Raw genomic sequence first — 19,668 nt, 5'->3', positions numbered from 1 at the left:
GGCGCCGATTTTTCATGCATTGTTTGTTCATTCACAAAGGTGAACATTTATACATAGCCATGTGGAATCACTAACAGGTGAAGTGCCGGATTAGACATTCGCAAATTTGGTAAAGTGATAAGGTAAGGGTAGTCACACACCCGAATCACAAGGAGGAAGCGAGATGATCTCAATGACGAATCAACCGATTTCACAAGATACGACGCTGAAACATCCGATTCATGTGTATTCAGAAATTGGAGAATTAAAAACGGTATTACTGAAACGACCGGGAAGGGAATTAGAAAACCTCACCCCGGAGTATTTAGAACGCCTCTTGTTCGATGATATTCCCCATTTGCCGGTCATTCAAAAAGAGCACGACTATTTTGCGAGTGCGCTCCAAAATCGCGGTGTGGAAGTCCTTTATCTCGAAAAATTAATGGCTGAGACATTGTCGCTCCCTGGTGTGCGCGAAAAGTTTGTCGCGGATATCTTATCGGAGTCGAAATCAAATATCAACGGCTCTTATGAAACGTTAAAAGAATATTTACTGGATTTTGATAATGAGATGTTGATTGAAACGGTGATGGCCGGTATCCGAAAATCGGAGATCAAGCCGGAGAAACGCCGACATTTACACGAAATGATTGAAGATACGTACCCCTTCTTTTTAGATCCTATGCCAAACCTCTATTTCACACGAGATCCGGCCGCCGCAATCGGTCATGGTCTCTCTATCAACCGAATGAAAGAACCGGCACGTCGCCGTGAATCACTCTTCACGCAATATATTATGCGCTATCACCCACGCTTTGCGAAACATGATGTTCCGATTTGGTCAGACCGCGACTATCGATTTGCGATGGAGGGCGGGGATGAGCTTGTCTTATCGAAAGAAGTCGTCGCCATCGGCATCTCTGAACGAACGACTGCGCAAGGAATCGAACGCGTCGCCCTCAATTTGCTCAAACATGGAGACAGCTTCAAAAAAGTCATCGCCATCGAAATTCCAAAATCACGCGCCTTCATGCATCTCGATACCGTCTTTACGATGGTCGACCATGATAAATTCACCATCCATCCGTTCATTCAAGGACCGGAAGGAAAGATGAATATTTTCGAACTTTCATTGAATGCAGAAGGTGAATTGCAGATCACGCAGCACAGTGATTTGTTGAACGTGTTAAAAGACGTCCTCGGCTTACAGGAAGCGACGTTGATTCCTTGTGGAGGCGGCGACCCGATCGCAGCGGCACGCGAACAGTGGAACGATGGATCGAATACGCTCGCCATCGCACCGGGTGTCGTGGTCACGTATGACCGGAACTACGTCTCGAATGAACTGCTCCGTAAAGAAGGCGTCGAAGTGATTGAAATCATGTCGAGTGAACTATCGCGCGGACGTGGGGGTCCACGTTGCATGAGTTGTCCGATTATCCGCCAAGACATCTAAATGTGATAAGGAGGAAGCAGTATGTCTACAACGTTCAATTTTGATTTGAAAGGTCGTCACTTTTTATCGTTAAACGAGTTTTCTGGTGAAGAAATCAATTATTTGATCGACTTGTCTGCTGCATTCAAACGTCAAAAGAAACAAGACATCCCACATCGGATTTGTGAAGGCAAAAACATTGCCTTACTCTTTGAAAAACCATCGACGCGGACGCGTTGTGCGTTCACGGTCGCCGCAATCGACTTAGGGATGCATCCTGAATATTTAGGCAAAAATGATATCCAGTTTGGGAAGAAAGAATCGGTGCGCGATACGGCCATCGTCCTCGGGCGCATGTTTGACGGCATTCAATTTCGAGGGTTCGCCCACGAGACGGTCGAAGGTCTCGCGAAAGATGCAGGGGTACCGGTTTGGAACGGATTGACCGACCTCTATCATCCGACACAAATCTTGGCCGACTTCTTGACGGTGAAAGAACAAAAAGGAAAATTGGCCGGAATCAAATTCGTGTACGTCGGCGACGGCCGGAACAACATGGGGAACACGCTATTGATCGGTGGCGCAAAAGTAGGGATGGATATGCGGATTTGCGCACCGAAATCACTTTGGCCATCTGACGAAATCGTTAATTATGCGAAATCGGTTGCTGCTGAAACAGGCGCTGTTATCACATTGACGGAGAGCATTGAAGAAGCGATGGACCAGGCAGACGTCGTCTACACGGATGTATGGGTGTCGATGGGCGAAGAGGCGGCCTTCGCAGAACGGATCGAATTGTTGCGACCATATCAAGTGAACATGGATATGCTTCAAAAGAGCGGCAACCCGGACATCATGTTCTTACACTGCCTCCCTGCCTTCCACGACTTAGAGACAGAGGTCGGTCGGGCGATTCATGAACAGTACGGATTGACAGAAATGGAAGTGACTGATGAGGTGTTCCGCAGTCGTCACTCGTTCGTATTTGATGAAGCGGAAAACCGGATGCATACGATCAAGGCGGTAATGGCGGCAACGCTCACGGAGACACGCGAATGGCTTGAACGTTGACGGCGGAGGGGAACTTCCCCTCCCGTTTCAAAATAAGCGAAAGGGATGAGTAGAATGTCTACGAAGTTGGAGCATGACTCAGGTGGTTCGGCTGGAGTACATCCTGACAAGCAAGACAAGCGATTAGGTCTCGGAGCGTTGACGGCACTTGTCGTTGGATCGATGATTGGCGGTGGCGCCTTCAACTTGGCCGCCGATTTAGCGCAAGGCGCGAACGCGGGTGCCATTCTCATCGGGTGGGTCATCACGGGAATCGGGATTATCGCGCTCGGTCTCAGTTTTCAAAATCTGACGATGCGCCGCCCTGATTTGGATGGTGGTGTCTATAGCTATGCCCGTGCCGGTTTCGGTTCGTTCGTCGGATTCAACTCGGCCTGGGGATACTGGTTATCTGCCTGGCTCGGAAACGTGGCGTATGCCACACTGCTGTTCAGTTCGGTCGGCTATTTCTTCCCGGTTTTTGAAGGGGGACAAAATATTGCCTCCATCGTCGGGGCCTCCATCATGCTCTGGCTCGTACACACGCTCATTCTTCGTGGGGTGCATGAGGCGTCGATGATCAACATTGTCACCACGATTGCCAAGCTCGTTCCGATTTTTGCATTCATTACGATTACGTTGTTCTTCTTCAATCTCGAAAACTTCACCTTCGATTTTTGGGGACAAGGCGGCTTCTCATGGGGAAGTGTTCGCGACCAGGTCGTCTCGACGATGCTTGTCACGCTGTGGGTATTCATCGGTGTCGAGGGGGCAGTCGTTCTCTCGGGTCGTGCTCGGAAGCGTTCTGACGTCGGAAAGGCAACTGTCATCGGGTTACTCGGGACACTCGTCATCTATCTGCTCATCTCTGTCATGTCGCTCGGCCTCATGACACCGGAAAACGTAGCGAACGCCTCGCAACCGGCGATGGCTTACTTGCTCGAGTCGGCAGTCGGTCCTTGGGGCGCAATGCTCATCAACGGTGGACTCGTCATTTCCGTACTCGGGGCATGGCTCGGTTGGACGCTCCTCGCGGCTGAGATTCCGTTTGTTGCTGCGAAAGACGGTGTGTTCCCGAAATGGTTCACGAAAGAGAATAAAAATCAGGCACCTGTCAACGCACTTTGGTTAACAAACGGGTTGATCCAGCTCTTCCTCTTTACCTTCTTGATTTCAGATGCCGCCTATAATTTTGCGTTCTCCCTCGCTTCAAGTGCCATTTTGATCCCGTATGTATTCTCGGCATTTTACCAAGTGAAGGTATCGAAAAATGGAATCGGTTATAGCGCCGGTGAACGGAGAACACGCGATTTGACGATTGGATTGGTCGCTTCCATTTACGGATTGTGGCTCATCTATGCGGCAGGAATCGATTATTTACTGCTCACGACCCTTCTATACGCACCAGGAACACTTCTCTACATGAAAGCGCAACGTGAAAATGGCATCAAGTCACTCAACAAAACGGAATGGTTGGTCGCCGGAGTGTTGACCGCACTCGCCATTTTCGCAGTCGTACGCATACTATCTGGTAATATCTCAGTCATCTGATCGGGGGTATCGATATGGAGAAAAAACGTGTGGTCATCGCCCTAGGCGGAAATGCGATTCAACAAGGTAAAGATGCGACAGCGGAAGCACAAATGCGAGCGGTCGAGGCGACGGCAGAATCTCTCGCAGCACTGATTGCAGAAGGGGTCGACGTCATCATCACACACGGGAACGGTCCGCAAGTCGGAAATTTAATGTTACAACAAGCCGCATCAGACAGTCCGGCTACGCCGGCGATGCCCCTTGATGTATGTGGTGCGATGACGCAAGGAATGATTGGATACTGGTTTGAAAATGCGCTGACGAAAGCACTGCGTGCGCGCGGTCTTGAACGAGATGTGGCTTCGCTCGTCACACGAAGCGTGGTCGATCCGAATGATAGTGCGTTTCATCATCCATCGAAGCCGATCGGTCCGTTTTATACGGAAGAAGAGGCACTTCATCTCGAACGGACGACGGGTTACGTATTCAAAGAAGATGCAGGTCGTGGATACCGTCGTGTCGTCCCGAGCCCGGTCCCGATGAAAATCGCGGAACACGCCGTCATCCGAACGCTCGTTGAAGCGGGGCACATCGTCGTCGCCTCCGGTGGCGGTGGTATTCCGGTCATGGAGACGACTGAAGGGTATGTCGGAATCGAGGCGGTCATCGATAAAGACTTTGCGGCTGCAAAACTCGCGGACCTCGTCAACGCAGACGTATTGCTCATCCTGACTGCGGTCGAACATGTGTATGTCAACTTCGGGAAGCCAGATGAGACGGCGCTCCAGGAGACCTCAAAAGAACAGATGGAGACGTATATCGCCGAAGGACAGTTCGCTCCAGGCAGCATGTTACCAAAAGTAAGAGCGGCACTACAGTTCGCAGAATCCGGCACGAACCGGGTCGCCATCATCACGTCACTCGACCAGGCGCTAGCTGCCATTTATGGGGATGCCGGAACACGCGTCCGTTTGGCTCCATCCCTCCAACAATAAGAATGTGTCGCAAACGTGAAACGTTTGCGACTTTTTGTTTTCTGTCCCGATTCAAGGGGAAGGAATGTTGTATGCCAAAAATGAGATTGCTATCATATTCAGTGTAAACGTTTGCACTAATTTCAGGAAGGAAGTGACGGAGAGCGGAAACGCTCGAGTGTATGCGCCTATTCGAAGAAAATCATGTATATCAGTCATGGATGAGACCGAAAGCAAGAGAAGAGGCAATCGTGCAAGGAAGCTGTTATCGCTTCACCGTATTGACGAGTCAGTTAATTCGGATGGAGTATGCAGAAGACGGGATTTTTGAAGACCGTGCCACCCAAGTGGCGTGGAATCGAGAATTTGACGTTCCACAATTTCGAGTGATTGAAGATGAGGCAGAGCTCCAAATCATCACGGAACACGTTCACTTATATTATACGAAAGGACCGTTCGCACCGAACACGCTCTATGTGGACGTGAAAGGGAACTTCAGTACGTATTACAGCCGCTACATGTTCAACGGTCCCGAGCGGACGCTGAAAGGGACGGCGCGGACGCTCGACCATGTGGACGGGGCGACGGAGTTAGAAGAAGGGATCCTTTCGAAACAAGGGTATGCGATCATTGATGATTCGTCCTCGTTTTTGATGACGGATGATTGCTTCGTCGAGCCGAGACGAAAAGGAATTCATGACATTTACTACTTCGGATATGGCCATGACTATAAACAGGCACTTCGAGATTTTTACACGTTGACGGGCCCGACGCCGATGCTTCCTCGTAAAGCGCTCGGAAACTGGTGGAGTCGCTACTGGCGATACGACGAAAAAGAATATAAGGCGCTGATGCGCCGCTTCAAATCCGAAGACGTCCCGTTCTCGGTCAGCGTCATCGATATGGACTGGCACGTGACAGACATCCCGGAAGAGTATGGGAGTGGCTGGACGGGCTATTCGTGGAATAGAAACTTATTCCCTGAACCGAAGCGATTCCTCAAATGGTTAAAAGACGAGGGGATGATGGTGACATTGAACTTACACCCCGCTGACGGGGTCCGTGCGTTTGAAGACCAGTATGCGGCGATGGCTGAGGCGATGGGGGTCGATCCGGAATCGGGTGACCGAATCCCGTTCGATTTTTCGGACAAGCGATTCATTCAAGCGTATTTCGAACAGATGCATCACCCGCATGAAGCAGACGGCGTTGATTTTTGGTGGATCGACTGGCAACAAGGGTCGACGTCGAAGATGGAAGGACTCGATCCGTTATGGATGTTAAATCATTATCATGCCATCGATATCGCCCGTGACGGCAAACGCCCGCTCATTTTTTCTCGTTACGCTGGGCCAGGGAGCCACCGTTACCCGGTCGGATTCTCAGGGGACACAATCATCTCTTGGGCATCACTCGCCTTCCAGCCGTATTTCACGGCAACAGCGACGAACATTGGTTATGGATGGTGGAGTCATGACATCGGAGGGCATCATCGTGGTAAAAAAGACGATGAGCTCGCGGCACGTTGGGTCGCATACGGAGTGTTCAGTCCAATCATGCGCCTCCACTCGACGTTCAGCACGTTCAACGGAAAAGAGCCTTGGCGTTTCGGAATCGAAGCCGAACAGTCGATGAAGCGATTCTTACGCCTGCGTCATCAACTCATTCCTTATTTGTATACGATGAACTATCGGAACCATGCAGAAGCGTTGCCACTCGTGTTACCGATGTATATCGAACATCCCGATGATGAAGCGGCTTATCAGGTGCCGAATCAGTTTTATTTCGGAAGTGAACTCATCGTCTCCCCGATTGTCACACCAATGGACCGACAGCTCCATGTCGCGGGTGCGAACGTGTGGTTGCCGAAAGGGCAATGGTTCGATTTCTTCACGGGTCATCGTTATGAAGGCGACAAGTCGATTCGTGTGTTCCGTGGACTCGAAGGGCAACCGGTCTTCGCCAAAGCGGGTGCCATCATTCCAATGATGCCGCATGAACCGCATGCGAACGAAACGGGGAACCCGAGCGAGCTAGAAGTACTCGTCTTTCCAGGTGCCTCGAACACGTTCACGATGTACGAAGATGACGGGGAAAGCCGTGATTATGAGACGGGGGCGTCACTCGAAACGACGTTCACGCTCGATTGGGAAGCGCGTACGCTTCACATCGAGACATCAGGTGATTTGACACTCGTCCCGGCGAATCGGACGTTGACGATTCTTGTCCGGGGGGTCGTCGGAGAAGGGGACTATGATGCGGAGACGCAGACGTTACACATCCCACTCGGTGAATGGAAACGGGAGCAGACCGTGACGCTTCCGGTCGATCTGACACAAAACGCACATCGACTCGACCGTCTCTATCGGTTCTTAGACCGCGCCGAAATCGCTTATGACTTAAAAGATCGTCTGTATCAGATGGCGACCACGAAGACGCGTCTCGAGGCATGGCTGTTTGACCTCCATGCGTTAGAGCTCGATCGTGATTTACAGGACGCGCTATTGGAACTGATGTTGGACTGAAAAAGGGGGGAGACCCCCTTTTGTCATGTCAGAAAACTGTTGGATTTAGAAAGCGCTTTCAATAAAAATCCCACTATACTGAAGATAGAAGAATAGAAATGAGGGGATGAACATGCGACACATGTGGACGATTGACGATTTACGGCAGTTGACGCTGTTTGAGACATGTCCGAGTCGAGCACTTGAACAGTTGATTCTGCACGTCTATTGCCGGACGTATCGGAAAGGACAACTGTTGTTCTTGGAAGGGGATCCGCGTGAGCGTGTGTATTTCTTGATGAGCGGTTATATCAAACTCGAACGGATGAATGAGAATGCGACCCATCATTACGCCGATTACGTGAAACCGAATCAATTTTTCCCATACAACGGTTTATTCACAGGGGAAGACTATCGTCATACGGCTGAAGCGGTGACGGACATTGAGGTCATCTACATCCCGACGGATCGCTTTGAGCGGTTCGTGTCCACGCAGTCGAGCATGCTGCTCTATATCATTGGCCAGATGAATCGTATTCTTGATTTGCATGAAAGGCGTGTCCAAGAAATCATCACGCCGAGTGCGAAAGAGCGTGTCATCAATACGCTCCATTTCTTGATTGAAGATTTAGGGGAACCGGACGAACAAGGTGTTCGCGTCCGATGCCCATTCACCGCAATCGAACTTTCTCGTCTGTCCGGTACGTCTAGGGAGACGGTCTCGACGATTTTAGCCAAGCTTCGAAAAGAAGAGATACTTCGCATCGACGCCCATCAACTTGTGATCGGGCATCCTGAATATTTTGAACAAGACATCGACTGACGCCACTCGGATGAGGGCGTCTTTTACATGTTCGTACGAGCGGAGCGTTCGCTTCAACACGTGGCATATTGTATAATTAGTGATGAATCTCACAAAGCAATGGAATTGTAAATAGAGAAAGGATGAATGCAGTGAAACGACTGCAAGCCCTTGCTTTCGCCGAAAGGGGTCACATCATCGGACTCGTGTTATCCGCGGTCATGATTGGACTATCGATTTTGGCGCAAGCGTATTTAATCGTCGACATCGTCGACCGAATCTTTTTAAAGGATGAATCATTCGAAGCCATCCTTCCGGCTTTGCTATGGCTCGTCGTTGCCTTATTGGCACGAGCGCTTTTTGGATACGTGTCAGGACGCATCGGTGCGAGTTTATCCGTAAAGGCGAAACAGACGTTACGCCTTCAACTGTTGGAACGGTACGCCACGAGTCCGGTCGAGTCATCTTTGACAGGACAATCAGGTAAAAAGGTCAGTGTGTTCATGGATGCTGTCGACGAGGTGGACGCTTACTTCAGTCAATATTGGCCGCAAGTCATCCAAACATCGATCATCCCGCTCCTCATTTTGGTTGTCGTCTTCAGCCAACACTGGATTTCAGGAGTCATCATGATGGTCACTGCACCGTTCATTCCACTGTTCTTCATCATCATTGGGATTGCGACCCAGAAAAAATCAGAAGAACAGATGGAGAAGATGAATCAATTTTCCGGTAAGTTTTTAGATGTCTTACAAGGATTGACGACGCTCAAGCTTTACAATCGCACGGAGCAAGAAGCGAAGGCGATTGAGAAGAGCAGCCTCGACTTTCGAGATGCGACGATGGTCGTTTTAAAGACGGCGTTCTTATCGGGACTTATGCTCGAGTTCATCTCGATGCTCAGTACCGGTGTCGTCGCGTTAGAAGTCGCCTTACAAATGGTCGTCTGGGAGAACCTCACGTTCTTCTCTGGCTTTTTGATTCTCGTATTGGCGCCAGAGTATTATTTGGCGATTAAAGATTTAGGAAGTGCCTTCCATACAGGGCGTGGAAGTATGGGCGCAGCCGACCGAATTTTTGAGGTATTAGACGCCCCCGATGACCGCATCGAATGGGGAACGAAGTCACTTGGTTCACGAACACCAAACCTTGAACTCGAAGACGTCACCTTCGAATATGCAGGCGGACGCTTTGCGCTTCAACCGTTGAGCGGTCGGATTCCGTCCGGCACTCACCTGGCCTTAGTTGGTGCGAGCGGTTCCGGGAAGACGACAGTACTGAATGTCATCTCCGGACTGCTACAGGTGAAATCGGGACGTGTCCTCGTGGATAGTGAACCACTTCAGTCGTTTGACGAGTCTGCCTGGTACGGAAACATTTCCTATATCTCACAAACCCCTTATCTATTCGCAGGGACACTTGCCGATAACATCTCCTTAGGCGAAGAGACTGATGAGCTCGCATTACGGGAAGCGGTCGATGCGGCAGGACTGTCTGAGGTGATTGATCAATTACCGAACGGGATTTGGACGGAACTTGGAGAAGGTGGATTTGGTCTATCGGGTGGGGAACGACAACGTCTCGCGCTCGCCCGGGCCTTCTTTAAACGACCAGGAATCCTTTTATTCGATGAGCCGACGACCGGTCTCGATTTGAAGACCGAGCAGATTGTGAGACGTTCAATCGCTGAGTTGTCGAAAGAGGCAACGTTGATCACGGTGGCACACCGTCTGCATACAATCAAAGAGGCAGATATGATTTGGTTTATGGAGGATGGGAAGCGAATCGCAGAAGGGACGCATGACGCGTTGCTCGCCGTCCCAGAGTATGCGGAACTGTTTGCGCTTCAGAAAGGGGTGAGCCGATGAACTCGCTTTGGACGATTACAAAATGGATGATACGCGAGAAGAAAGATATCCTTCTCTCCATCTTCTTTGGATATGCAGCCGGGATTGCGGCGGTCGCCCTGTTTGCAGCAAGCGGATACCTCGTCTCAAGGGCAGGGCTTGTTCCGCCACTGTATGCACTCATGGTACCCGTCGTTCTCATCAAACTGTTCGGAGTCATTCGGGCAGGAAGTCGTTATCGGGAGCGCCTCGCGTCACACCGGGCGACGTTTACGATATTGAGCGAGCTGCGTGTCCGCTTTTATCGACAACTTGAACCGCTCGTCCCCTCGATTTTTGCGAAATATCGGAGTGGGGATTTGCTTGCACGTGTCGTCGGAGATGTGGAGAGCCTACAAAACTATTTTCTCCGCGTATTCTATCCGCCGATTATACTCGTGCTCGTGTTCTTAAGTACGATCTTCTTTGTGACGTTCTTCTCGTTCGCGGTCAGTCTATGGATCTTACTCGGTGTGCTCGTCACCGGATTTTTGATTCCACTCGGATTTGCTCGAATTCGCGCTCGTCATGACGAGACGATTCGTGCATTGCGCGGGGATGTATCGATTCAGTTGACCGAGATGATGTACGGATATCGAGATTTAAAACTACATCATCAACTCGACCGTACGAAGCAAGCCGTCTATTCGCGCAGCGAACGCTACATGGAAGCGGAGCGGAAAGATGCGACGAACCAATTTTTCAACTCCGCGCTCGTCGTCGCCGCCTCTTTACTCGTTTCATGGGGCGTCTTGGCAATCGGTGCCTATCAAGTCGTAGATGGAGATTTGAACGGGCTCTTCTTGGCGATGCTCATCATGATGTCGCTCACAGCGTTTGAGAACACGACACCGATGGCTGTATTCCCGGGACACTTTGCAGACAGCAAACAAGCCGCCGATCGATTATTTGAAGTGATGGAGCCGAGTGAAACGATTGAGGCGCTCGAAGCGAAACGTCAGGATGTGACGTTCACGGCATCGCCATCCATCTCATTTGAGCATGTTCGTTATCGCTATCCGGATACGTATCGGGACGTGATTGACGATGTGTCGTTACACATCCCGAGCGGTTCGAAGACGGTCATCGTTGGACCGAGCGGCTCTGGGAAGTCGACGTTGCTCCAACTGTTGTTGGCATTTGTCCGGACAGAAGACGGGACGATCCGACTCGATCAAGACAACTTGAATGACATGAAACAGACTGCGATCTGGCAACATGCGAGTGTCGTCTTGCAAGACAATCACTTCTTTTACGGAACCGTACGGGAGAACCTGGCACTGGCTGGTGACTTTACCGATGAAGAGATGCTTGTGGCGCTTGAACGTGTCCGTTTATCGTTTTCACTCGATGAGCCGGTCCTTGAGAAAGGAGCGAACTTGTCAGGTGGAGAACGTCAACGGTTAGCGATTGCACGAGCCCTTCTCAAAAACGGGCTGATCTGGTTGCTCGATGAACCTACTTCAGCGCTTGATGCAGGAACGGAAGCGCATGTCTTTTCTGAACTAGTGAATCAGGCTGGGGCAGGGACGCTCATCCTTGTCAGTCATCGCTTGACGGGACTCGAAGCCTTCGATCAAATCATCGTGATGGAAGCCGGACGAATCGTTGAAGTGGGATCATATGAGGAATTGATGATGAAACGTGGCATGTTCTACGAATTGAAACAAATCGAACAAGAAGTGTTCGCATAACAAAAAGACGAGCAGCCCCGTCGGTGGGCTGCTCGTCTTGTTTTTGGCAAATATGGGTGCAACAAATGGGGGTTGTCGCAGCAATGCTTTCAAAAAGAGTGTCGTGGAGGGGAATCCACGTGACGTGGTTGGTTTGGGGAACGTGCACGTCAAGCTTTTAGGAAGCTACATCTAGAGTATAGTTGATAACGATTCTCATTGTCAATGAGAATACCGAAAAAAATATCCATACGTGCGAACACGTATGGATGGGGTCTCAAATTAGTTCGAGGCCACGCCTTTTTGAACCGTGAATCGAATGAGACTGAACAAGTATCTCGTGAAGAAGAGCGCGAACGCATAAAATAGCGCGATGAACGGTGACTGGAGGTCGATTCCAGGAATGTTCATCAAAAACTCTAAGACGAGAATCGATAGCAAGAATACGTAAAGAGCAGCGTCTAAATAAAGTGGCATGAGACGACCTCGCTGATGCCAGAACGTACGAATCAATGGTGCGACCGTCATTCCGATGATCCGTTCGGCAAAACCGATACTGAGTACGGCAATCAAGAAAGATGGGACGGTGTTAAATGCCACTAAATCTGAGAACACGAGTCCTGAAATGAGTAAGAGTGGGCCGATGACGATCATCATCGAGAGCGACGTACGGAAGAAAATCCATAAGTTTTGTTGAATCGAACGAATTCCCCCGAGTGCCGATTGTTGAAGCGTCTTCCCACGTTTATAGTCAATCGCGAACGAGCTGATAAACATAATTCCAAACAAAGATAACAAAACTGACATGGACGATGTTTCCCCTTTTCTGAATAAATCCTGATGTACCAACCTGAACCAAAGTCTAGCCTAGTTTAACGATTCGTTTCGAGAAAGTAAAGCGAGAAAACATGCCCAAGTGTGAAGTGTTCAATCGATTAAGAAGCTAAGATGAAGCGATTTCGTCCAGACTCTTTTGCGTGATATAACGCTTCGTCTGCGTGCTTCAATACACTGTCGATTTCAATATCGTTCGAATGGCAGGCTCCTAGTGAAACGGTGATGTGTAGCGTACCTGCGCTCGTTTCGAACGGGAACGACGAAACCTTTTCTCGGATAGATTCTGCGAGGCGAGACACTTCATCCCGCGTAGCGTGTGGCATGACGATTAAAAATTCTTCTCCACCGAAGCGACCGACCAGATGTCGCTCTTCACTTTCGTTGACGAGCAGCATACCGAGTTCACGTAACACGTCATCACCGACGTCGTGCCCGTACGTGTCGTTCACTCGTTTAAAGTGATCAATATCGACTAAGATTAACGCATATTCTTCTGCTTCGACCGTCAAGTTGGCCATCGCTTCATTCAACAGGCGACGGTTGGCAATTCCGGTGAGCGCATCTGTACGCGCAAGCTGTTGTTGATGTTGGACGTTCTCAAAGTGACGGCGCAATTCGAGCAATAACCGATAGGCGGCACAAGCTCCACCATAAGACATTAACGTGTAGACGATTAGGACGGGATAGAATAGATTGAGCGGCAGTGCAGCATAGATGGCTGCCCCGAAGATGGCGATGCTGATAGTTGTAAAAATAAGTAGGGTAGAACGCGTGTTATTCAAACGTTTCCGTAAAATGCCTGTCGTTCCGACTAGTATAACCATTGTCGCAATAGCAAGATATAGGCCAATCATGGCGCCGTCGGTTAAGAGTACAACGATAAATCGGCCGGTTAATAAAATGATTCCGGCGACGGCACCGCTCACCCACCCACCGAATAGAACGGCAAGCATAATTGGGATGGCACGTAAGTCAATCAGTACGCCTTCAAGTGGCAAAGCGTTGCCTAAGAGGAGTAGAGCAATCAATCCAGTCTGTACACCGAGCAAGACTCTGCCCTTTAACGGAGATTGTGGTGTCAGACGAGGGCGATTACGGAACGGTAAAAAGGAAATCGTGAAGAGCGTGAACAAGATACACAGGTTGATAAAGAATGCATTGACGATTGTGAGCATCGAAGCTCCTCCTTATCCTGTATGGAAATATTTAGTTTTAGTATAAATCATCTTGTCGGAAACAGGTAGGATTAACCTGCGACCAAAAATATAAGTACTTCTGATTAGAATTCAAGTTAAATCCCAATCATTCCTTTTCGGTTTCACAGACATGTTTCAACTTTTAGAACTTTCGTTATCGAAAATCGAAAGTTTGGTATGATAAGAGAAAAGGAGGACTGTCCGTGCGTTACTGGGATCATTTTAAGCGAGCGTTTATTCCGATTGCGCTCATTTTGATTGGATTAGCGATCTTTTATACTTTATCGGCTAGAGATAACATGGTGTTGACGCTTTTAGGGGCTGCGATTGTAGGAGTCATCTTATTTTTAGTGATGCGTCATGTGAACCAAGTCGAAGAAGACTAAAACGAGAACACATTTTGTGGTTCTCGTTTTTTGTTGTCTTGCGACTTTTTTGGGTACACTACAAAGTAAGGAGGGATTTTTTATGGCAAAAGCTACATTTGCGGGAGGCTGTTTTTGGTGCATGGTCAAACCGTTTCATAAATATGAGGGGGTCGAACGTGTCATTTCCGGATACACGGGAGGACATGTCGATAACCCGACGTATCAACAAGTCTGTTCAGAGACGACGGGACATTTAGAGGCGGTCGAGATCACGTTCGACCCTGAGGTCATCTCGTATGAGGAGTTGCTCCGTATCTATTGGCGTCAAATCGACCCGACAGATGGTGGAGGACAATTCAATGACCGAGGCGAATCATATCGTCCGGCCATCTTCTATCATTCAGAAGAACAAAGGGACGCAGCGGAGCGCTCGAAACAAGAAGTGGAAGACTCCGGACGATTTGATCGTCCGATTGAAGTCGACATCCGCCCTGCGAAAACGTTCTGGGAAGCGGAAGATTACCATCAGGACTATTATAAAAAGAATCCGTTCCGCTACGAGATGTATCGGGTCGGGTCTGGTCGTGCGAAATTCATTAAAGAAGCTTGGAGTGATCGAAAGAAGCAACAGGCACTCCGTGAGCGTTTGACGCCGATGCAATATAAAGTCACGCAAGAAAACGGAACAGAGCCGCCGTTTCAAAATGAATACTGGGACGAAGAACGTGAAGGATTGTACGTCGACATCGTCGATGGAACGCCACTGTTCACATCTCATGATAAGTTCCAGTCAAACTGTGGGTGGCCGAGCTTCTCACGTCCGATTGAAGAGAAACGAGTCGATTTGAACATGGACACGACGCACCATATGGTGCGGACGGAAGTCCGTTCAAAACAAGGTGACAGTCACCTCGGTCACGTCTTTGATGACGGACCGAAAGAGCTCGGCGGTTTACGCTATTGCATCAACTCGGCCGCTCTCCAATTCATCCCTGTAGAAAAGCTTGAGGAAGCTGGGTACGGGGAATATAAACACTTATTCAACAAGTGAAGGGGAGAGTCGTATGTTCACAGCCGTCAAACAACAAATTCGGTGCGAAACGATTGGGACCGTCCTTGATTTTTACGACCAGTCGATTCGACATCTTTCGGAAGAAGCGAGACAAGAGAAGTACGCCAAAATGAGTTCGAGCCCGTTCTCGTTCTTTCGAGGGAGCTCACACTTGTTCTATTACGACTTTGCGAAAGTCCCCATCGCGTTTGACACAGGTCCCGACCACCCGACGTTCATTCAAGGAGACTTGCACTTTGAGAATTTCGGTGTGTTCGAGGACGGGGCTGGTACGATCATTTATGACGTAAACGACTTTGACGAGGCGTATATCGGCTCCTATCTGTTCGACTTATTGCGGATGGCGGTCTCTGTCGATTTGTTCGCGGCCGAATCAGGGTTTGACGGTAAAGCGGCCATCGAGGCATTTGCACGCTCGTATGCAGAGGCGATTGAGAAGCATGCGAACGGAAAAAGTGAACATATTCAATTTACAAAAGAGAATACGTGTAAAGCTGTGAAGAAAGTCATTAAAAAGGCGGAGAAAAAGAAAGACGAATTTATGTCCGAACGGACGGAAGTACGGGACGAAGAACGTTATTTTTCAACGAGTGACGACTTACTTGCCGTTTCACCTGAAGTACGAGACAAAATCGAGGCGGCCTGGGAAGATTATTTATCTTCTTTGTCGGATGAGCATCGTCATCATGCCGATCATTATGAAATCAAAGATATCGCCATCAAGCTACAAAGCGGTACGGCCTCTATCGGTCTAGAGCGTTATTATATTTTGATTGAAGGGGCCGATCAAGAGCACGATGAAGATGTCATTTTAGAGATGAAACAGGCACAGTCCGCCGTTCCATCGCTATTTCTGCCGACACATCCACTATTTGAGAATGGATTGTCGCACCAAGGGGCGCGTGTCGTTGCAGCGCAGCGGGCGATGGTCCACAGTCGTGACCCTTATCTCGGTTATTTGACGATTGATGGGAAAGAGTATTATGTCAGACAGCGTTCACCGTACAAACGAAAAGTGAAGGCGAAGCATATGAAAGACGAGACGTCACTCATTGAGACGTTGAAAGTGCAAGCACAAATTACAGCGAAGATTCACGCGCGGGCCGATGCGACGTCTAACGTGCTGGATTATACGGCGAGTGAACGAATTGCCTCGGCTATCGGGGACTCCCCATCGTTATTCATTCGGCAGTTGTCGAGATGGGCCGATTTTTATGCAAATCAAGTCCGCTTTGATTACGATGCCTTTTTAAATTGGGTTGAATCAAGGAAACGTTGAGGATACTTGCGAATCGAAGGGGAAATCCTGCACAATGGAAGCGTAAAGGATGTGTAAGGACCATGATTACAGAACAACAAGTTATCGCCCAGATGCGTCAGGTGATGACACAGATTGAGTCGTCGACGGGCGAAGTACAAAAGCGTCATTTGGCAAAGTTGATGGGCTTTTGCGAACTACTATTAGCGGAGACGTCTGAAGTGAAAGGTGTCAGTACGCCACAAATGACGACACCGGCGAGTGAGGAAAAACCTCCGCTTGATCGTCAGATGGCCGCTTTTCTCGGGATTCCTATGGAAGAAGACGAACAACCGAAATCCGATTCATTGCTTGATTTTTGAACCACATGTGTATCGCATGTGGTTTTTTTGTGGAATCACTTTCATTGACTTAAATACCTTAGGGGGTATAATGGGTGTAAGAAATGAAAAGCAAATGGAGGCGTGAATATGTTGGACTTTCTTTTTGTGGCGGTCGTTATTGGAATCGTATATTTTTGGTGGAGTCGTCGAAACAATGTGAAAACGGTCTCAACGGACGACTTGAAACGAAGAATCGCGGAAGAGCGGAACATTCAACTGTTGGACGTGCGTGAGCCGCATGAATACCGCGGGGGACATATCAAGCAGGCGAAAAACGTACCTTTATCCGGATTCGGTAATGCTCAAGCGAAATATCCGAAAGAAAAGGAGCGTCCTGTCTATGTCATCTGTCAGAGCGGGATGCGTAGCCAACGCGCGGCAGCGATGCTGAAGAGTGCCGGATATACCGACGTCTATTCTGTAAAAGGCGGAATGAACTTCTGGCGTGGATAATAGATGCGACTGAACGAATCGGTTCAGTCGTTTTTTTGTCACCACGTTTTCTCTTTTGCATTTTCGGGGATTCTGCTACGGTAGGGAGAGAGTGAAAGAGAGGGGATCAATCCAATGGCAGTGATTTTATTTGATATCGATGGCACGTTAGTAGATACGACCGGACCGATGGCGAAGGCGATTCATGAGGCACTCGAGGAGCTTCCTCATCTTCCGAAACCGAGTGAAGAGGCGGTCCGCTCAGGATACGGCTTGGCAGGAAATGCGTTTTGGGAGCATGTCATCCCAGAGGCGACACTTGAAGAGATTCGTCTCATCCGTAGATTGCGCCACACGACGCTCGAGAAGACGATGGAAGGGCAGAACGTCTTGTTTGACGGAATTCGTGAGATGTTGGAGACGCTTCACGAGCAAGGACATACGTTGACGACGGCGAGTAACTGTGGCGTTCACTACATGAACTTGATTTTAGATACGCAACAGATTCGTTCCTATATGACGGCACCGGAATGCTTAGAGTCTGTTGGAGGCGAGAAGAAGGCAGATATTCTGACAGCACACCGTGTTCGTCACGGTGAGGCGGATTATATGATGGTCGGCGATCGCAAATCGGATGTCGAGGCAGCGCGGGCACATGACTTCCCGGTCGTTTTGACAGGGTTCGGATTCGGAAATGAAGAAGAGTGGGCGCTTGCGGATCACGTTATCCAATCGCCAAACGATCTAGTCGAATGGGTCAACCGATAAGAAAAGGCTTGTCGCACGTGCGACAAGCCTTTTTGTATGCCTATTCTTACAACCCGAGTGAGATGTATTTGACTTCTAAAAATTCTTCGATGCCGTGATGACCACCTTCACGCCCGAGTCCACTTTCTTTCCAACCACCGAACGGCGCTTGAGGAGTTGAAGGAAGACCGTCGTTCACACCGACGATTCCATACTCTAACGACTCCGCTAAATAGACGGCTTCGTTGATGTCTTGCGTGAACAAGTAAGCAGCTAAGCCGAACGGCGTATTGTTCGCCCGTTTGATCACTTCGTCGAGTGAATCGAATGTCGCGATCGGGGCGACCGGACCAAATGTCTCTTCATTCATGCAGAGCATGTCTTCATTCGCATAACGGATGACTGCTGGACGGATGAAGAGGCCTTCTAATACTTCGCCACCATACACTTCACCGCCGCGAATTTGAGCGTCCTCGATATGCTTTTCGACTTTACTGAGCGCATCATCATCAATGAGCGGACCGATGTCGACACCTTCCTCTAGGCCGTTCCCGACTTTCAGCGCTTCGACTTCTTTGATGAAACGCTCTGAGAATTCATCGACGACGGCACGTTCGACATAGATCCGGTTCGCACAGACGCACGTCTGTCCGCCATTACGGAACTTCGTGGCGACCGCTTGCGGGACGGCTTTATCTAAGTCAGCTTTGGCCGTGACGATGAGCGGGGCGTGCCCTCCGAGCTCAAGGGAAATCTTTTTCATCGTGTCCGCCGCGTCGCGCATGAGCATTTTCCCGACTTCGGTCGACCCGGTGAACGTCAATTTTCGCACTCGCTTGTCTTGTTGCCACGCTTTGACGATATCAGATGCTTGCCCTGTCACGAGGTTGATGACTCCTTTTGGGAACCCTGCCTTTTCGGCTAATTTGACCAATTCAATCGCGGTCAATGGGGTCGCCGATGCAGGTTTCATGACGACCGTACAGCCTGCGGCGAGTGCCGGTGCGACTTTTCGCGTAATCATGGCAGCCGGGAAGTTCCAAGGTGTGATGGCGGCGATGACGCCGACCGGTTGCTTGATGGCAAAGATTCGCTTTTTGTTCGAAGAGGCGGGAATCGTCTCTCCGTATACGCGTCGTCCTTCTGCTGCATACCAGTCGATAAAGCCGTTTGCATAGTTGATTTCACCGATGGCTTCTTTCAGTGGCTTTCCTTGCTCCTCGACCATTGTCCGGGCAAGTTCTTCTGTATGTTCTGCGATTAAACGATGCCACTCATTCAGTAGCGCCCCTCGTTCGTCCGCGGTCTTTTGTTGCCATTCCTGTAACGCTTCATGCGCCGCATCGACAGCTTGTGTCGCTTCGGCGGTATCACTTTTCGTCACAACGGCCATCACATTTCCGGTGGCCGGATTTCGTACCTCGATTGTCTGTTCCGTCTCTGTCCATTCCCCGTTAATGAAGTTTTTCTCTTCTCGCATCTTGATTTCCCCTTTCCCAAAAGTGCACAGTTAATTAGAGGATACCCGTTTTTTTAAAA

At 49.5% G+C, this 19,668-nt stretch carries 17 protein-coding genes; 14 read left to right on the top strand and 3 right to left on the bottom strand.

The genetic code is table 11. The features are described 5' to 3' along the window. Positions 1-205 precede the first annotated feature (205 nt). From arcA to cydC, 8 genes are all read left to right on the top strand, one after another. The gene (arcA, locus tag KNO92_RS01875) at positions 206-1,435 is read left to right on the top strand and encodes an arginine deiminase (RefSeq protein WP_214695125.1); all 1,230 of its coding nucleotides are present in this window, start codon (positions 206-208) and stop codon (positions 1,433-1,435) included. Positions 1,436-1,456: 21 nt separating this feature from the next. Then, positions 1,457-2,485, top strand: coding sequence for an ornithine carbamoyltransferase (gene argF / locus KNO92_RS01870; RefSeq protein ID WP_214759890.1), 1,029 nt, complete (start codon positions 1,457-1,459; stop codon positions 2,483-2,485). 54 nt (positions 2,486-2,539) lie between these two features. Continuing rightward, positions 2,540-4,015: an arginine-ornithine antiporter gene (gene arcD / locus KNO92_RS01865; protein WP_214759889.1), complete on the top strand. Its 1,476-nt coding sequence runs from the start codon at positions 2,540-2,542 to the stop codon at positions 4,013-4,015. Between the two features lie 14 nt (positions 4,016-4,029). Beyond that, positions 4,030-4,992, top strand: a complete 963-nt coding sequence (gene arcC, locus KNO92_RS01860) for a carbamate kinase (protein ID WP_214759888.1) — start codon at positions 4,030-4,032, stop codon at positions 4,990-4,992. Between the two features lie 161 nt (positions 4,993-5,153). After that, positions 5,154-7,496 (top strand): glycoside hydrolase family 31 protein, encoded by a 2,343-nt coding sequence (locus KNO92_RS01855; protein WP_214759887.1) that lies wholly within the window; start codon positions 5,154-5,156, stop codon positions 7,494-7,496. Between the two features lie 112 nt (positions 7,497-7,608). Beyond that, complete coding sequence (locus KNO92_RS01850) at positions 7,609-8,298, top strand: Crp/Fnr family transcriptional regulator (RefSeq protein WP_214759886.1); 690 nt, start codon at positions 7,609-7,611, stop codon at positions 8,296-8,298. 122 nt (positions 8,299-8,420) lie between these two features. Next, the gene (gene cydD, locus KNO92_RS01845; RefSeq protein ID WP_214759884.1) at positions 8,421-10,145 is read left to right on the top strand and encodes a thiol reductant ABC exporter subunit CydD; all 1,725 of its coding nucleotides are present in this window, start codon (positions 8,421-8,423) and stop codon (positions 10,143-10,145) included. Then, on the top strand, positions 10,142-11,857 hold the full coding sequence (cydC, locus tag KNO92_RS01840; RefSeq protein WP_214759883.1) for a thiol reductant ABC exporter subunit CydC: 1,716 nt from the start codon (positions 10,142-10,144) through the stop codon (positions 11,855-11,857). The genes cydD and cydC overlap by 4 nt, the downstream gene beginning before the upstream one ends. A 261-nt stretch (positions 11,858-12,118) precedes the next feature. Here cydC and KNO92_RS01835 read toward each other — a convergent pair whose 3' ends face one another. Continuing rightward, positions 12,119-12,643 carry a hypothetical protein gene (locus KNO92_RS01835; protein WP_074035604.1) on the bottom strand — a complete coding sequence of 175 codons (525 nt, stop codon included), beginning with the start codon at positions 12,641-12,643 and terminating at the stop codon, positions 12,119-12,121. A gap of 128 nt (positions 12,644-12,771) precedes the next feature. Next, positions 12,772-13,848 carry a diguanylate cyclase gene (locus KNO92_RS01830; protein ID WP_214759882.1) on the bottom strand — a complete coding sequence of 359 codons (1,077 nt, stop codon included), beginning with the start codon at positions 13,846-13,848 and terminating at the stop codon, positions 12,772-12,774. A 224-nt stretch (positions 13,849-14,072) separates the two neighbouring features. On the opposite strand from KNO92_RS01830, the gene KNO92_RS01825 reads away from it, so the two are divergent. The 6 genes from KNO92_RS01825 (at position 14,073) to KNO92_RS01800 (ending at position 18,150) form a co-directional block, all read left to right on the top strand. After that, positions 14,073-14,255, top strand: coding sequence for a hypothetical protein (locus tag KNO92_RS01825; RefSeq protein ID WP_031422036.1), 183 nt, complete (start codon positions 14,073-14,075; stop codon positions 14,253-14,255). A gap of 82 nt (positions 14,256-14,337) precedes the next feature. After that, positions 14,338-15,288 (top strand): peptide-methionine (S)-S-oxide reductase MsrA, encoded by a 951-nt coding sequence (gene msrA / locus KNO92_RS01820; protein ID WP_214759881.1) that lies wholly within the window; start codon positions 14,338-14,340, stop codon positions 15,286-15,288. 13 nt (positions 15,289-15,301) lie between these two features. Then, positions 15,302-16,588, top strand: a complete 1,287-nt coding sequence (locus tag KNO92_RS01815) for a DUF2252 domain-containing protein (RefSeq protein WP_214759880.1) — start codon at positions 15,302-15,304, stop codon at positions 16,586-16,588. A gap of 62 nt (positions 16,589-16,650) precedes the next feature. Then, the gene (locus KNO92_RS01810) at positions 16,651-16,929 is read left to right on the top strand and encodes a DUF5327 family protein (protein WP_214759879.1); all 279 of its coding nucleotides are present in this window, start codon (positions 16,651-16,653) and stop codon (positions 16,927-16,929) included. A 108-nt stretch (positions 16,930-17,037) separates the two neighbouring features. Continuing rightward, on the top strand, positions 17,038-17,403 hold the full coding sequence (locus KNO92_RS01805; RefSeq protein ID WP_214744795.1) for a rhodanese-like domain-containing protein: 366 nt from the start codon (positions 17,038-17,040) through the stop codon (positions 17,401-17,403). Positions 17,404-17,517: 114 nt separating this feature from the next. Further along, positions 17,518-18,150, top strand: coding sequence for an HAD family hydrolase (locus KNO92_RS01800; RefSeq protein WP_214759875.1), 633 nt, complete (start codon positions 17,518-17,520; stop codon positions 18,148-18,150). 46 nt (positions 18,151-18,196) lie between these two features. Here the strand turns inward: KNO92_RS01800 and KNO92_RS01795 are convergent, their stop codons facing one another. Next, positions 18,197-19,609 carry an NAD-dependent succinate-semialdehyde dehydrogenase gene (locus tag KNO92_RS01795; protein WP_214759873.1) on the bottom strand — a complete coding sequence of 471 codons (1,413 nt, stop codon included), beginning with the start codon at positions 19,607-19,609 and terminating at the stop codon, positions 18,197-18,199. Between the last annotated feature and the right edge of the window lie 59 nt (positions 19,610-19,668).

Source organism: Exiguobacterium sp. s129, from assembly GCF_018617585.1.
In the GTDB taxonomy this organism is placed as follows: Bacteria; Bacillota; Bacilli; order Exiguobacteriales; family Exiguobacteriaceae; genus Exiguobacterium; species Exiguobacterium aestuarii_A.
The sequence above is the reverse complement of the archived record's forward strand: the minus strand, read 5'-3'. Positions and strand labels throughout refer to the sequence as shown.

What these genes read in the sequence shown, in the direction of transcription:
- argF (WP_214759890.1), top strand. Translation starts at nt 1,457, where the DNA reads ATGTCTACAACGTTCAATTTTGATTTGAAAGGTCGTCACTTTTTATCG.
- arcD (WP_214759889.1), top strand. Translation starts at nt 2,540, where the DNA reads ATGTCTACGAAGTTGGAGCATGACTCAGGTGGTTCGGCTGGAGTACAT.
- arcC (WP_214759888.1), top strand. Translation starts at nt 4,030, where the DNA reads ATGGAGAAAAAACGTGTGGTCATCGCCCTAGGCGGAAATGCGATTCAA.
- KNO92_RS01855 (WP_214759887.1), top strand. Translation starts at nt 5,154, where the DNA reads ATGCGCCTATTCGAAGAAAATCATGTATATCAGTCATGGATGAGACCG.
- KNO92_RS01850 (WP_214759886.1), top strand. Translation starts at nt 7,609, where the DNA reads ATGCGACACATGTGGACGATTGACGATTTACGGCAGTTGACGCTGTTT.
- cydD (WP_214759884.1), top strand. Translation starts at nt 8,421, where the DNA reads ATGAATGCAGTGAAACGACTGCAAGCCCTTGCTTTCGCCGAAAGGGGT.
- cydC (WP_214759883.1), top strand. Translation starts at nt 10,142, where the DNA reads ATGAACTCGCTTTGGACGATTACAAAATGGATGATACGCGAGAAGAAA.
- KNO92_RS01835 (WP_074035604.1), bottom strand. Translation starts at nt 12,643, where the DNA reads ATGTCAGTTTTGTTATCTTTGTTTGGAATTATGTTTATCAGCTCGTTC.
- KNO92_RS01830 (WP_214759882.1), bottom strand. Translation starts at nt 13,848, where the DNA reads ATGCTCACAATCGTCAATGCATTCTTTATCAACCTGTGTATCTTGTTC.
- msrA (WP_214759881.1), top strand. Translation starts at nt 14,338, where the DNA reads ATGGCAAAAGCTACATTTGCGGGAGGCTGTTTTTGGTGCATGGTCAAA.
- KNO92_RS01815 (WP_214759880.1), top strand. Translation starts at nt 15,302, where the DNA reads ATGTTCACAGCCGTCAAACAACAAATTCGGTGCGAAACGATTGGGACC.
- KNO92_RS01810 (WP_214759879.1), top strand. Translation starts at nt 16,651, where the DNA reads ATGATTACAGAACAACAAGTTATCGCCCAGATGCGTCAGGTGATGACA.
- KNO92_RS01805 (WP_214744795.1), top strand. Translation starts at nt 17,038, where the DNA reads ATGTTGGACTTTCTTTTTGTGGCGGTCGTTATTGGAATCGTATATTTT.
- KNO92_RS01800 (WP_214759875.1), top strand. Translation starts at nt 17,518, where the DNA reads ATGGCAGTGATTTTATTTGATATCGATGGCACGTTAGTAGATACGACC.
- KNO92_RS01795 (WP_214759873.1), bottom strand. Translation starts at nt 19,609, where the DNA reads ATGCGAGAAGAGAAAAACTTCATTAACGGGGAATGGACAGAGACGGAA.